Source organism: Cohnella yongneupensis, from assembly GCF_042655785.1.
Taxonomy (GTDB): Bacteria; Bacillota; Bacilli; order Paenibacillales; family Paenibacillaceae; genus Cohnella; species Cohnella yongneupensis.
In genome coordinates this window covers 41,060-56,143 of the sequence record NZ_JBHSNC010000054.1, presented here as the reverse complement: position 1 = coordinate 56,143, position 15,084 = coordinate 41,060, and the positions used below count along the sequence as shown (strand labels likewise).

7 protein-coding genes are annotated in these 15,084 nt (G+C 51.5%); 6 read left to right on the top strand and 1 reads right to left on the bottom strand.

What is annotated here, in order from left to right; genetic code table 11:
• Positions 1–91: 91 nt before the first annotated feature.
• From ACFPQ4_RS18610 to ACFPQ4_RS18585, 6 genes are all read left to right on the top strand, one after another.
• A complete protein-coding gene (locus tag ACFPQ4_RS18610; RefSeq protein WP_378113400.1) occupies positions 92–1,000 on the top strand; it encodes a phytanoyl-CoA dioxygenase family protein in 909 nt (302 codons plus the stop codon).
• 50 nt (positions 1,001–1,050) lie between these two features.
• Positions 1,051–4,116: a glycoside hydrolase family 2 TIM barrel-domain containing protein gene (locus ACFPQ4_RS18605; protein WP_378113399.1), complete on the top strand. Its 3,066-nt coding sequence runs from the start codon at positions 1,051–1,053 to the stop codon at positions 4,114–4,116.
• 43 nt (positions 4,117–4,159) lie between these two features.
• A complete protein-coding gene (locus ACFPQ4_RS18600) occupies positions 4,160–7,036 on the top strand; it encodes a family 78 glycoside hydrolase catalytic domain (protein WP_378113398.1) in 2,877 nt (958 codons plus the stop codon).
• 357 nt (positions 7,037–7,393) lie between these two features.
• Positions 7,394–12,451 (top strand): S-layer homology domain-containing protein, encoded by a 5,058-nt coding sequence (locus ACFPQ4_RS18595; RefSeq protein ID WP_378113397.1) that lies wholly within the window; start codon positions 7,394–7,396, stop codon positions 12,449–12,451.
• Positions 12,452–12,520: 69 nt separating this feature from the next.
• Positions 12,521–13,585 (top strand): peptidylprolyl isomerase, encoded by a 1,065-nt coding sequence (locus ACFPQ4_RS18590; protein ID WP_378113396.1) that lies wholly within the window; start codon positions 12,521–12,523, stop codon positions 13,583–13,585.
• Positions 13,586–13,715: 130 nt separating this feature from the next.
• Entirely contained in the window at positions 13,716–13,946 is a 231-nt protein-coding gene (locus ACFPQ4_RS18585) for a YczF family membrane protein (protein ID WP_378113395.1), read from the top strand.
• Positions 13,947–13,949: 3 nt separating this feature from the next.
• Here ACFPQ4_RS18585 and ACFPQ4_RS18580 read toward each other — a convergent pair whose 3' ends face one another.
• Positions 13,950–15,068, bottom strand: coding sequence for a GerAB/ArcD/ProY family transporter (locus tag ACFPQ4_RS18580; RefSeq protein ID WP_378113394.1), 1,119 nt, complete (start codon positions 15,066–15,068; stop codon positions 13,950–13,952).
• Between the last annotated feature and the right edge of the window lie 16 nt (positions 15,069–15,084).

Genomic DNA, 15,084 nt, shown 5'->3' with positions numbered 1-15,084 from the left:
TGAACTATGGCTAACGCTCCTCGGAGTGTTAGCCATAGTTTTAGCTAGAAGGCGAGCTAAACTAAAGCGAATGTCGATAAGGAGAGATCATATGGTAGCCAAGGTTCTAAGCCCCGAGCAAATCGAACAATTCAAGGAATTGGGCTGGGTGAAGGTAGAGAGCGCCTTTCCGCGGGAAACGGCGCTCGCTTGCCAGCAATTCCTGTGGAATAAGCTTCGCGACAGAGGGGTCGATCAAGAGGATCCGTCAACATGGAACGTACCGATGATTTATATGCAAGAAGCATATCGCAGTCCGGAGTTCGATAGGTGCAATACCGCGCGCATGGCGGATGCGATCGAAGACTTGATCGGGCCGGGCAGATGGACGGACCGAGGCGTGTACGGCATAGACGACGTCAAGTCGACGTGGGGCTGGTGGCCGGTTAATTTCTCGCTTGGAGCCGATAAGGAATGGAACGTTCCCCAAGAGGGATGGCATTGGGACGGCATTCATTTCCGGCATTTCGTGGATAGCCCGGATCAGGGCTTGTTATGTCTTTGCATTTTCTCCGAAGTAGGCGCGAAGGGCGGCGGCACGTTAGTGGTCGAAGGCTCGCACAAGCTGGTTGCGCGCTTCTTGTCGCAGCATCCGGAAGGCTTGGAATCGCAGGCCGCGATCGACAGCTTGAACAGGCAGCATTCCTACTTGGCGGAATTAACGGGGTTGATTAATTCGACGGAAGAATTTAACGAGTATAGAGTTCAAAAGTTTATGAATACGTGGCATACGGACGAGAACGGATTTCGACTGCGCGTCGTTGAAACGACGGCATCCCCGGGCGATATTATCCTGTGTCATCCGTTTCTGTATCATGCCGCATCCCAAAACCATAGCGGCGTTCCGCGTTTCATGTGCAATAAAACAACGCCGCTGACGGAACGCATGAATCTGGATAGAAGCAATAAAGACGAATATTCTCCGCTGGAGTTAAGCATCCGCGATGCGTTAGGCCATTGAGGGGAATTCGAGTCCGCGCACATTGACGAGCTAACGGGGGTTAATCGCATATGTTTCCAATAAACAAATACTGGGAAGACCCGGCCATCCTTCAAGTTAACCGAGAGCCTGCCCGAAGCACTTATATTCCTTATGCCGACGCGGTTACCGCCAAAAGCGGCAAAAGAGGGAGATCGCCGTTTTTCCATTCCTTGAACGGAAGCTGGAAGTATCGTTATTACCCGAGCGTGCGGCAAGTGGTGGACGGTTTCTATGCCTCGGACGTGGATGTCGGCGATTGGGACGATCTGATCGTACCCTCTTGCTGGCAGACGAACGGCTATGACCAAATGCACTACACGAACGTGAATTATCCGATTCCGTGCGACCCGCCTTTCGTGTCCGACGACAATCCCGCCGGATTGTACGCGAGAGACTTCAAGCTAACGGATGAGTGGGTTGACCGCCCGCTTTACCTTATATTCGAAGGCGTGAATTCATGCTTCTACTTATGGATCAACGGCAAGTTCGCGGGCTACAGCCAAGGAAGCCGGATGCCGTCCGAGTTTCGACTGAACGAGCATGTTCGGCCGGGTTTGAATCGCATGGCCGTAATGGTGCTGAAGTGGTGCGACGGCTCTTATATCGAGGATCAGGACGCATGGCGTTATTCCGGCATTTTCCGCGACGTCTACTTGCTCTCGCGGGAACAAGAGCATGTAAGGGACGTCTTCGTTAAGCCTGTTTTATCGTCCGACGGAGGCAGTGGTGAGGTCACGGTGGAGCTGTCGGGAGAGGGCTCGACGACGGTGACCGCGGAGCTGGAGGACGAAGGCGGTAACGTCTTAAGTTCAGGGACCGTTACGCTGACCGAAGGGATGACTTCGCTGAAGCTCGAAATCGAAAGACCGAGGAAATGGAACGCGGAAGAGCCGTATTTATACGGAGTCGTCGTCCGATGCGGCCGGGAGGTTCTGCGGTTTTCTGCCGGCTTCCGAACGGTAGCGATCCGGGGCGGCGCGTTCACGATCAACGGACGGGCAGTTAAGCTTAAGGGCGTCAATCGGCATGATTCCCATCCCGTGCTGGGACAGACGATACCCGTCAGCCATATGATCCGCGATCTTAAGCTGATGAAGCAGCATAACATTAATACGATTCGAACGGCACACTATCCGAATGATCCGCGATTTCTTGACTTGTGCGATAAGTACGGCTTTTACGTCATCGACGAAGCCGATCTGGAATGTCACGGCATGGGAGCGGCGGGCAACTGGACCGAAGGAGCGCTCGACGGACTGTCGGCGAACGCGGCATGGCGTGAAGCGTTCGTCGAACGGGCGCGGCGCATGGTCGAGCGGGATAAAAACCATCCTTGCGTGATCCTCTGGTCCATGGGCAACGAATCCGGATACGGCGCCAATCATATATCGATGGCGGAGTGGACGAGGGTTAGGGACGGTTCTCGTCTCGTGCACTACGAAGGCGCGTCCGCGGCTCTTAAGAAAGGCGAACCGAGTACCGACTGTCTCGATATAGACAGCGGGATGTACGTATCCCCTCAAGAGATCGAAGAGATCGCGCAAAATGAAAGTCGCGCCAAACCGTATTTTCTGTGCGAGTATAGCCATGCGATGGGGAACGGACCGGGCGATTTGCGGGATTACTGGGACGTTATCTATCGCTATCCGAAGCTGATGGGCGGCTGCGTCTGGGAATGGGCCGACCATGGGATCAGAACAAGGACGCCGGAGGGGCAAATCTACTATGCGTACGGGGGCGACTTCGGCGATCGGCCGAACGATGCCAACTTCTGCATGGATGGGCTCGTTAGCGCGGAACGCGTTCCCCACCCGGGGCTGCTTGAACTGAAGCAGGTTATAGCGCCGATCCGGATCGAAGCGCTCGATGTCCGCGAAGGACTGCTAATCGTGCGCAACTTGTATGATTTCATCGATCTGTCCTGCGTAATGATTCATTGGAAGCTCGAAGACGGAGAACGAATCGTCCTTCAAGGCAACTATCGTCGTCTGGATGCATTGCCTCAAGAGGAGACCCAAATTAAGCTCCCTATTGGTTCTGCCCAGCCTTTCGTTCTGCAAAGCGGCCGTGCGCTGCTTACGTTATCGTGCCGCCTGGCGGAGGAACAGCCATGGGCGAATGCCGGCCATGAGCTGGCGTTCGCGCAATTCGAGTGGCTAACCGCCGAACCCGTGCCGGCGACTTCGGGATCTCAGCTGCAAGAGGGTATGAGCGCTCCGGTGACCGAGCTTGACGCCGTCGTCTCCGGCAACGAGCTCGTGCTGGAGGGCTTGGACTTCGTGCATCGCTTCGATCTTTCTCTGGGCATGCCGGCCGGAATCGTCCGCAACGGCGTTAAGATGCTGGATGCCCCGGCAAGCTTCGCCGTCTGGCGCGCGCCGACGGACAATGACCGGAACGTGAAGGCCCAATGGCTCGAAGAAGGCTTCGATCGTACGGCGATGAAAGTGTACGACTGCTCATGGACGCAAGATGAACCTGGAGTCGTTGTCGTTCGCGTGCGTTTTTCCTTAGGAGGATATTCCCGATCTCCGATCTTGAACGGAACAGCGAATTGGCGATTTGATGCTAGCGGCGCAATCCGGCTGTCCGCGGACGTCAAAGTTCGCGAAGGGTTGGTCTTTCTCCCTCGGTTCGGGCTGCAGCTAGAGCTTCCGGGAAACATGGACGAGGTCGAATATACGGGCTATGGCCCGCATGAGAGCTATGCCGATAAGCGGGCTAGCGTCCGCAAAGGTTTATTCCGGCTCAAAGTCGGAGAGTTGGCGGAGCCCTATGTCCGACCTCAGGAGAGCGGTTCGCGATTCGGAACCGAACAAGTAACGATCGCTAACGCGCTCGGCATGGGGTTGAGGGTGGAAGGGCGAAACCCGTTCTCGTTCAACGCCTCCCCGTATTCGTCGCATCAGTTAACCCGGGTAGACCATATTCACGAGCTAGTGCCGGAAGGGCGAACAGTTGTTAATCTGGATTACGGGATGAGCGGAGTTGGCTCGAATTCCTGCGGACCGGAGCTGCTGCAGGCGTATAGGCTCGACGAACGGGAATTTAAGTTCGAGCTTAGCCTGAAGGCCGTATTCGGCGAAGACGAATAAGCGATGCGTTGGGGGATTGGAAAATCCGAAGGAGGATTCCCGCATGAAGGAGCGGAAGTGGCAAGCGGAGTGGATTTGGGGGGGAGCGGAAGCAAGTCCGCGCAATGAATGGCGATGCTTCCGCAAGACGTTCGATTGCCCTGTGGATGCGGCGGCGGACGCTGAACTGCATATTACGGCGGATTCGAGGTACGCTCTCTACGTGAACGGAACGAGGGTCGGACGAGGGCCCGTTCGTTCGTGGCCGTCCGAGCAATTTTACGACACGCATAAGATCGGTCATCTGCTGCTCCCGGGCCGATTAAATACGATCGCGGTGCTCGTGCTCCATTTCGGGCTCGGCAATTTCTATTACGTGCGAGGCAGAGGCGGGCTTGCGGCGGAAGCGGAGAGCGGGGGAACCTGCTTGGCCGCGACTGATGGATCTTGGCGAACGGCGAAGCTGGCCGCGCAACGATCGAACTCGCCGCGCATGTCGTGCCAGCAAGCTTTCGCTGAAGTATACGACGCAAGGCTGTGGGAGGAGACGTGGGTTTCGCCGGTATTCGAGGACGGCGAATGGCCGAACGCGGAAGTCGTCTGCCCGGTAGGCGGAGGTCCATGGAAGAAGCTGATCGCTCGCGATATTCCGTTCCTGACGGAAGAGAAGCAGTATCCTTCCCGCATTGTTTCGATGGCCGGCGTTAAGACGCCTGTTTATTCGGCCGCTATCGATTTAAGGGCGCAGATGGTCCCGGCCAGCGCGAATCATGCGAATCACGTCGGCTATAGCGGTTATTTGGCAACCGTTCTGCATATGCCGGACGATGGCGCGGTCACGGTCGGTTTTCCGAACGGGGTACGAACGGATCGTTTCTACGTGGATGGCAACCTATGTGCCGAGTGGACGGGGGAACAGCCGGAGAGATATTATCGCCTCCCGCTAAGCAAAGGAGATCATCTGCTGTTGGCGGACGTAACGTCCGTCGATCATGGCGGAAGCTTTCATATCGGCGTGGACGGCGAGTCGGCATTCGCTCTTCGGTCACCTCTGGGAGCGGAACACGGACCTACTCCGTTCATTACCGTAGGTCCGTTCGATACGGTCGAACTGATCGACCATCGGGAAAATGTTTCTCTCGACAAAGAACATCCCGCGGTTTTAGAGGTCGGATCCGTTGCTTCGGAGGAACAACTACGGACGTATGCGGCTTGGATCCGCCCCGTCGATCCCGGCTTAATCACCGAAGAGGACGTATTCGGCGCGAACGTATGGCGGACGAAGGCAAGGCGGTTCGCGGTTCCGGCCGCGATGAACAACGCGATCTTGCCCGTTCCCGAGCCAGCCGTCATTCCTACGTCTTCGGACGATATCGAGCTGGTCGTCGACCTGGGCAAGATGAGGACGGGATTCGTCGGGTTCGAGGTCGAAGCGCCCGCGGGAACGATTATCGACGCCTACGGAATCGAGTACATGCAAGGAGATTACCGGCAGCACACGTACGGGCTTGATAATACGTTTCGCTATATATGCCGCTCCGGCAGGCAAGCTTACGAATCGCCGGTTCGGCGCGGTTGCCGTTACGTTATTCTTACCTTCAGAAACGCCGGTTCACCGGTTAAGCTTCATGAAGTTTATTTCAACCAAAGCACGTATCCCGTCGCGGAGATCGGAAGCTTCCGCTGCTCGGATCCGCTATTGAACGAGATTTGGGAAATCAGCCGGCACACGACGAAGCTATGCATGGAGGATACGTTCGTCGATTGCCCGACCTATGAGCAAGTGTTCTGGGTCGGAGACAGCCGGAACGAGGCATTGGTCAATTATTACGTATACGGAGCGACGGATATCGTGAAACGCTGCCTGAAGCTCGTTCCCGGATCCGGCGACATGACGCCGCTGTTCGTCGATCAAGTGCCGAGCGCGTGGAGCAGCGTCATTCCGAACTGGACGTTCTTCTGGGTTATCGCGTGCGAAGAGTATGTCCATCATACCGGGGATACAACGTTCGCGGAACAAATTTGGCCATCGGTTCGCCATACGCTTATCCACTATTTGCAGCACGTCGATACGCTGGGCTTATTGAATATGAGAGGCTGGAACCTGCTCGATTGGGCGCCGATCGACCAGCCGGACGACGGCATCGTTACCCATCAGAATCTATTTCTCGTTAAAGCTCTGCGCCAAGCCGTTCGTTTGGCGGAGTCCGCCGGACGTGCGGAAGCCGGAAAGCCGTTCTCCGCGGCTGTGGACCGTCTGTTCGAAGCTATCAATGCGCAACTATGGGACGATACGCGCCAAGCTTACTTGGACTGCGTACACTCGGACGGACGCCGATCGTCCGTATTCAGCATGCAGACGCAGGTTTCCGCCTACTTGTGCGGAGTCGCGGACGGGGAACGCAAGCGGATCATCGAAGGTTATCTCGTGGCGCCGCCGGCGGATTTCGTACAAATCGGCAGTCCGTTCATGTCGTTCTTTTATTACGAGACGCTGCGCGAAGCGGGACGCTACGGCCAAATGCTGGACGATATTCGTTTCAACTATGGCCGCATGATCGAGCATGGGGCTACGACTTGCTGGGAGACGTATCCGAACTTCGAGGAAAACCGGTCGAACCCGAATAGGCTTACTCGCAGCCATTGTCATGCGTGGTCGGCGGCTCCGGGTTATTTTCTGGGAGAAAGCATACTGGGCGTCAGGCAAGCGGAGCCAGGCTGGAAGGCGATCGTCGTCGAGCCCCGGCCATGCGATTTGACTTGGGCTAGCGGGCGCGTGCCGCTGCCGCAAGGCGATTATATAGAAGTAAGCTGGCGACTCGAGGGCCAGAAGATGAAGCTGCGTATCGAGGCGCCGGACGATATTCGCGTGGACGCGCGGTTCCCCGAAGGCGTCGAAGGGCATATCGAAAGACGCCTGCACGGCATCGGTTTTGCTTAAGCAGCAACATGTAATAAAAACGTCAATTGCATCACATGAATTCGTATTCAGGCTAGGTCCCGAAAATTATGATTAAGGAAGATTACGCGGAATCCAAAGACACCTATCAGTTCATTAGTGACTAAGGGAGGAGGGCAACGAAGACGTGCGTCGATGCAACGGCGCATTTGGTTCCCCCTGAGTGAAAGCGTTATCATCCATTTGCGAGTAAACGAATCGAACAACAAATCAGAATAATGAAGGGTATAAAGGTTTCGCCGATCGGTGCGTGAGCTTATTGGCGAACTCCTTTGTTTGTGTTGCGAATTTTAGGCTTTACAAAAGGATGGCATCTTTACTATAAGGAGAGAACATTCAATGATTCGGTTAAAAAAGGGAATGGCTTTATTGTGCATACTTGCTATCGTTGCGTCTTTAATAAGCATTAATCCAATAGCAGCCAGCGCATCTTCTCTACATTCTTACTATGTGGATTCGGTTAATGGAAACGATAGTAATAGCGGAACGAGTCCGGCTAACGCCTGGCAAACTTTGAATAAGGTAAATAGCGCGGATTTCGTGCCGGGAGATCAGATTTTGTTCAAAGCGGGGGGCAGTTGGAACGGCCAACTTACGATTGACGACTCCGGTTACGGCGCAGACCGCATTACATACGACAAATACGGCGATGGTCCGAAACCGATTATTGCGGGCGGAGGAGTTCCGAAAACCATTTATTTGAACAACGTGGAATACGTCACGGTCAAAAACCTTGAAATAACGAACGACGCGCCTGAAAATGATCACCGCTACGGTATTTTCGTGTCTAACGATACAGGCAGGACGTTAAGAAGCTTGCACTTCGAGAATCTAGATATCCATAACGTTAAAGGTAACTACGCGGGCAGCTTACGTTATTGGTCAGGGGCTATAGGATTTAATGCTTATAAAAGCAATTCATCTTATGATGACTTTCTAATAGCGGATAGCCATATCTACGATAATGAGAGCCATGGCATTCAAAGCGATGGAGACGAAGCGGTAAAAAACAGCACTCTTTTCACGAATGTAGTAATTAGGAATAACTATTTCGAAAGAAACGGAAACGGAGACATCGTCGTCGGCCTGTGCGACGCTCCATTGATCGAATATAATACGTCCTACGATCAGGGCGGCGGTTTCGAAGGGTTCGGATATACCGTTGCCATGTGGGAATGGTTGAGCAAGGACGCGGTATTCCAAAATAACGAAGTCGCCTACACGAATCATGACCCGTTGCAAAACAATAACGACGGGGATTCGCAAGCTTTTGACGCGGACATTGCGACAATCGACCACGCTACCTTCCAATACAACTACAGCCATGACAACGCAGGCGGCTTCTTGCTGGTCATGGGCAATTCTCAGGAAAAATTCAAAGGCTCTATCGTGAGATACAACGTTAGTTTCAACGACCATACATTTAACGTCAACGATAATTCAACGATGGCCATCAATCACGCGGGTTCAACGGGATCTTACATTTATAACAACGTGTTTTACAACACCATCGACAATGAAGGCATCCGCTTAAAGTCTATCGGTAATGAAACAGGCAACGTTTATTACCAGAACAATATTTTTTACGCCAATGCGGCTTCGACCTATCCATCCGATTCCAAAAACATTTTCGACTATAATGGCTACTTCGGAACCGAAAATCATGCACCGGCAGCAGACCTGCATGCCGTAACGTCCGATCCCAAATTTGCCGGACCAATACCGACGGTGCCTAAGGACGGCATTGAGGGTGCCGACGTTTTCAAGTTGAGTTCGGATTCTCCGTATATTAACGCGGGAACCGTAATCGCGGATAACGGCGGCAGAGATTTCTGGGGCAACACCTTGTATAATGGCGCTCCCGATATTGGCGTACACGAGTTTGGAAGTCCCAAAGCGGCGAAGGTTACTCCAACGCTGCAACCATTAGCGATTCCCGATTCGGTAGATCCGGACATTCACGCCGGTAGATGGTCCCTGAAAGCTAATGCTACGGCTGCGGCTTCGAACAATGAAATTACGCAAACCGTCTCGGGTATTCAACGGAATACGAATTACGAGGCAAAGGTTTGGGTAAAAGGCACGGGCCGATATACGTTATCGGCTGGAAATGGAAGTGCGGCTATTAATGAGGCGTCCTTCGAAGCTACGAGCGAATGGACCGAAATCCGGCTGCTTGTTAATAGCGGAAATTCCACTTCGCTGGTTTATGCTTTAAAAGAGACAGGAGGAATAGCCGGGACGGCGTACTTCGACGACGCTTATCTAGGAGTCGCGAACGGTGCGAATGTGTTGGACAACGGCAGCTTTGAATACGGGGCTAGACCGTGGACGTTCGGCAACGTATTTTCTCTTTATCATACGGCTGAACCTGAAGATCCAACAGACCCGACACCGACGCCAGTAGTGCTTCCGACAACGATCGAACAGGTTAACGATGATTTCGACAGCGCCGATTTGAATGCAAGGTGGAGCTGGGTCGGAGAGGATTCATCTAAATGGAGTCTGTCTACGAATCCGGGGAATATGAAAATAACGAGCAGCGGCGGGGACGTCGATTCTACTAAAAACGTATTGCTCCAATGGGCGCCTAAAGGCGACTTTACGATCGAGACCAAAGTATCCGCGATTCCGACAGCGAATTGGGAGCAGACAGGGCTGTTGGTCTATATCGATGGTTCAAACCACATTAAACTTAACCGAGTACATGACGACAGACTGAAATTCCAGTTTGGGTACAAGCAAGACGGAGTATGGAACAGCGGTACTTACACCAATATAGACGATGCGGATATAACCAATGCCGACTATTACTTGAGGCTGAAGAAGACAGGCGCTACTTATACAGGGTACTATTCGCAAGATGGCGTTACTTATACCGAAATAGGCAGCTATACGGTTTACTTCCCCGGCGATAAACGGATCGGTCTGTATAACTGTAACGGAACGAACGTAATAGCTGATTTTGATTATTTCCATATGACAAGCTTGGATAACGATGCAGTTGAACCTGATGAGCCGACGACGACACCGGAACCGACGGTCGTTAACGAAGCGCACAGCGGCGATTATGCGATTAAAGTCGATAATCATTCATCCGACAGTGCCTGGAAGTCTATGGGATACAGCGATATTCCCGTTACGCCGAACACCGACGTGGAGTTTAAGGCCTGGATCAAAGGTAGCGGAAGCGTAGCATTCGTATTAGACAATGCCGACTGGTCTACTTTAGGCGAGACAATCGTAACGGCAACCGGCGAATGGACCGAAGTAAGCAGCGGCGCGTTCAATACCGGATCTAACGAAGTCATGCACGTAATGATTAAAACGACGGATGCTTTCAGTACGATGTTTATAGATGACGTTTCCTTAGGAACATCCGGCGGGATAAACGGCATTTCGAACCCTGATTTTGAAAACGGGTCGGGTCCTTGGTGGAACGTGAACCCTCCTTTCTCTCTTGTGCCCAAAGCAACACCGAATGTGCACAGCGGGACCAAAGCGATAAAGGTTGATCATAATTCAGCCGCTAGCGCCTGGAAGTCTATGGGATACAGCGATATAGCGGTTACGCCGAATACCGATGCGGAATTTAAGGCATGGATTAAAGGAAGCGGAAGCGTAATGATTGTCTATGCCAATGCGGATTGGTCTACGTTAGGCGAGACAAACGTAACCGCAACCGGCGTTTGGAGCGAAGTAAGCAGCGGCGCGTTCAATACCGGATCTAACGAAGTCATGCACGTTATGATCAAGACTACGGATACGCCTGGTACGATGTTTATAGATGACGTCTTCTTAGGAACGTCCGGCGGGTCGAATAGCTTATCGAACGCCGATTTCGAGAACGGGTCGGGCCCATGGTGGGGCGTGAACGCTCCGTTCACTCTCATCGAAGTAATCGATCCTAACGCGAACTTTATACCCGTATTTTATAAGATGAGGGATAAGACGGTACGCGAAGGTAACGCGTTATTCTTTACCATTCACGCAACGGATAAGAACGGAAATCAGTTGACCTACAGTGCGGAAAATCTGCCTGCTGGCGCCGAGTTTAATGCTTCATCCCGTATATTCAGCTGGAAGCCTACAGATTCGCAAGCAGGCACATATAGTGTTGCGTTTAACGTAAACGATGGAACAAGCACCGTGTCCAGCGTTGTCCAAATCAGCGTGCTCGATGGAACGACTCCAACCACGTCAACCACGCCGCCGACGCCAACAACGCCACCGAAGTCGCCGATCGCGCAACCCGGGCTTTTGAAGGTTGAAGCCATCCCTGACGCTAACGGGAAAGCCGTTGTCGATGTGAAGGCAAATGAATTCAATGCAGCCATACCCGACGCGAAAGACTCTATCGTAGAAATTAACGTTCAAGGAGCGGAATCAGCCCAAGAGGTAACCGTTAATCTTACCGGCGATTCTATTAAAACCGCGCTCGACCATAACATCAAGCAGTTGAATATTAATACTGGAATTGCCGTGGTCTCGATTGCAACGGATCTATTGAAAAATAAAGACGGAACTTTCGGGAATGTCCAACTTACCGTTTCGAAGGCCGATTCCTCTTCCCTTTCGGATGAAGCGAAAGCGGCTATCGGAAGCTATCCGATATACGACTTCACCCTCAGCGTCGACGGGAACAAAATCAGCCAGTTCGGAAATCAAGCCGTGACGGTTAAGTTGAATTACGCATTGAAACCCGCAGAAGACCCGGAACAAATCATCATTTATTACATTAATGACGATGGCAAGCTGGAAATCGTTAAGAACGGCAAATTCGATGCTGCAACCTCTCAAGTCGTATTCAGCACCGCGCATTTCAGTAAATATGCAGTGGCTAATAACGGTGTAAGCTTTAACGATATTGCGAATGTGTCGTGGGCACAAGATAGCATAGAAGCATTGGCGGCAAGAGGCATTATCAAAGGCGTTGGGGGAGATAAGTTTAAACCCGATAATCAGCTGACAAGAGCAGAGTTTATTACGATGCTGATGAATGCCTTTGATTTAACGGATCGTAACGCCACAACTTCACTAAGCGACGTGAAGGACGGTACATGGTATTACGGCTCGGTTGCTTCGGCACAACGACTGGGTATCGTTAAAGGCAAAACGAACGGCACTTTCGGCATTAACGATAAGATTTCCAGGCAGGACATGGCAGTCATGATTTACAACACAGCATTATTGGTCAAAGCTAACTTAAACGAAAACGGAGAAGTAGCTTCGTTCAATGATACGTCCGAAATCGCGGCATACGCCGTAAATGCGGTAGCAGTCATCCATCATGCCGGTATCATCAACGGCGTAGGAAATGGAAAGTTCGCGCCTCTTGGCGTGGCAACCAGAGCAGAAGCAGCCGTTGTCATTTGGAAAATGTTACAGAGCCAATAAGATCGAGCCATTCATTCAAGAGATGGCCCTTGTATTCAAAGGGCCATCTCAAGAAAGGAAGAATCTTGCATGGGCAAATCTTTGTTGATCTTTATCGCGGCAATTGCGGTTTCCTGTACGTTTTTTGTAACAGTAGGCTATATGAAGGATAAAGATGGGGGGTCTGGCGTTGTAGCAACTGTAGACGATGAACCAATAACCGTGAAAGAGTTAATGCCAAAACTCATAGCGCATCGTTCAGAAGTATTGGCGTATTTTAAGAACAAATATAATGCAATACCCGGGGTAGGATTCTGGACAAGCAGCTTTGACGGCGAAATCCCTTCGGAAATGCTCAAAAAGGCTGCCTTGGACGAGTGTGTAGCTATAAAAGTTCAGCAAATCGCGGGAAAAGAAAAGGGACTGGTTAAGGATATCAGCTATTCCCAATTTCTAAAAGATCTTAAGAAAGAGAACGCAAGACGGAAAACGGCTATCGAAAACAAGAAAGTCATATACGGTCCAGAGCAGTATACGGAAGCTGTTTATTTTTCGATTTTGTTCTCGGATCTGGTTCATAAGCTAAAGGGAAAAGCAGATGAACGGCTTATCGTTTCGGAGGAAGAGATCAAGCAATATTACGATAATGCCATAAAGGAAAATAAGTACAAGAAAGCAGGCAAAGTAAAGGTTGAGAAAATTTCTTTCGCGTTTACGGCCGGAGATGATAAGAGTAAGAAGGCTGCAGAGGAAATGGCCGAAGAAGTACGGAAACAGTTCGCTAACGGACATGATTTCAAAAATTTATCCGATCTGGATGGAAACAATGCAGAAATAAAAGTTCAATTCGGCGAACAGATTTTTGATTCTACGACTATTCGCGAAGATTATATGCCCGCAACTCATGAATTTACCGAACAAGCTATCGGCTTATCCATAGGACAGGTGAGCGAGGTATTCGAGTACAACAATGCTTATTATGTGGTTAAATCCATCGAAAAGACAGATGAAGGATTTAATAACCTGGATGAAGTTAATGAATCTATAAAACAATTATTACAGGATAAAAAGTATAACTCTTATGTTGATAATTTGGTAAAGCATGCAACCGTAGTTATATATAATAAAGTATATAGAAAGCTTGAACTATATTAGGTTAGAACAGCTTTGTTGTGAATCTTATTTTGACGGCGCTGCTGCCGAATTGGCTATATTCGCTCGAACGGCGAGGATTAGGGAACACTACGTTTCGGCGGGCCAATCAAGCGTAAAGGAAGCGATCGGGTTGTCTTTGAAACGTTATTCGATATTCGTGCTCCTTCTGCTCTGCAGCTTTGGCGTCGATTTCGCGATCGATATCGTGATGGGTATGGGCAATCTTCACCTCTTTCAGAACTTGGCATTCGTATTAAGAATGATGGGAGCTACGGAGAGAATCCTCTTGTTCGCCCTGATTGTGTTATTCGTTCGCAAACCGATCGGCAAGGCAATCGGTTCCCTGTTCGGGAGCAAGTAAAATTCAAGCGGAGGCGGTTCTCTTCCTGCCTCGGCTCCTAATCCAACCGATCAGCAATAACACCATCGGAATCGCGAATTGGAACGGAAGATGCAAATAATACGGAACGACTTTTAGCCCCTCTTCCAAGTGTTCCGTCAAGCTTCCCGCCATAATCATCGACGAGACGAGGACGACTAAGCCGACGGGGAAAATAAGCGTCGCGTAGTTGACGGTACGGAATAGATCTCGTCCTGCCAATACCGCGGCGAACATGAACGTACCCATTTTGAAAAAACTCGTAATGACGAGCAACAGCAAGACGATTCCGTCCATCCGTTGCAAGAATTCGGCCAGCCGCAGCCGGCTGAGCGACGTGAACAGAGGGAATGTCGCGCGGGAAGCGATCTCGATGCCGAGCACGGATATGTTGACGAAAGTGGCTACGCATAGGAGCAATGCGCTTAGCGCCATCGCATATATACCGATTCTGACCGGTTTGATTTTTTTGTCCGCATGAGGCAGGAACATCGTGATAACGATCATTTCTCCGAAAGGAAAAGTCACGTTGGTCGGGTATAGCGCCTTCCATACGGACGACCAACCGTCAGGGAGGATCGGTAGCATCCGGCTGGCGTCGGACATGTTCGAGAAGGCGAACAAGACTACGATAAGCATGAAGATACCGCCGGTAAACAGGAAAAACACGAATGCGGTTCGCCCGAAAACTTCGAGTCCCAAGAGGATCACATAACCTACGGCGAGAATCAAAAAAGCGTCGATCACGAACATCGGCGTTACGTCGTAGGCAGCTGCGGCGAGCAAGTCGCCGAAATCCCTCGTATTGCGTCCGGCGATGTAGATGAAGTAGAGCATATAGGCGAAGCCTACGGCCCAACCGGGCACGGCCCCTAATATTTTACGGGCATAACCGGTGAGAGGGATGTCGGGATACATCCGATACAGGGACCCGTAGACGGCACCCATCAAGACAATGCCGATGATACAGCCCAAAAGGATTACGATCCATGCGCCTTGCTTCGCGTCCATTCCGATCGGAATCACGACCGCCGAGCCCAGCTCGAACAGCACGAACCACGAAAACCAAGGCAACGGTCCCACCCTCTCCGCCGGGTACTTCATACCGATCACTCCCTTT

What these genes read in the sequence shown, in the direction of transcription:
- ACFPQ4_RS18610 (WP_378113400.1), top strand. Translation starts at nt 92, where the DNA reads ATGGTAGCCAAGGTTCTAAGCCCCGAGCAAATCGAACAATTCAAGGAA.
- ACFPQ4_RS18605 (WP_378113399.1), top strand. Translation starts at nt 1,051, where the DNA reads ATGTTTCCAATAAACAAATACTGGGAAGACCCGGCCATCCTTCAAGTT.
- ACFPQ4_RS18600 (WP_378113398.1), top strand. Translation starts at nt 4,160, where the DNA reads ATGAAGGAGCGGAAGTGGCAAGCGGAGTGGATTTGGGGGGGAGCGGAA.
- ACFPQ4_RS18595 (WP_378113397.1), top strand. Translation starts at nt 7,394, where the DNA reads ATGATTCGGTTAAAAAAGGGAATGGCTTTATTGTGCATACTTGCTATC.
- ACFPQ4_RS18590 (WP_378113396.1), top strand. Translation starts at nt 12,521, where the DNA reads ATGGGCAAATCTTTGTTGATCTTTATCGCGGCAATTGCGGTTTCCTGT.
- ACFPQ4_RS18580 (WP_378113394.1), bottom strand. Translation starts at nt 15,068, where the DNA reads ATGAAGTACCCGGCGGAGAGGGTGGGACCGTTGCCTTGGTTTTCGTGG.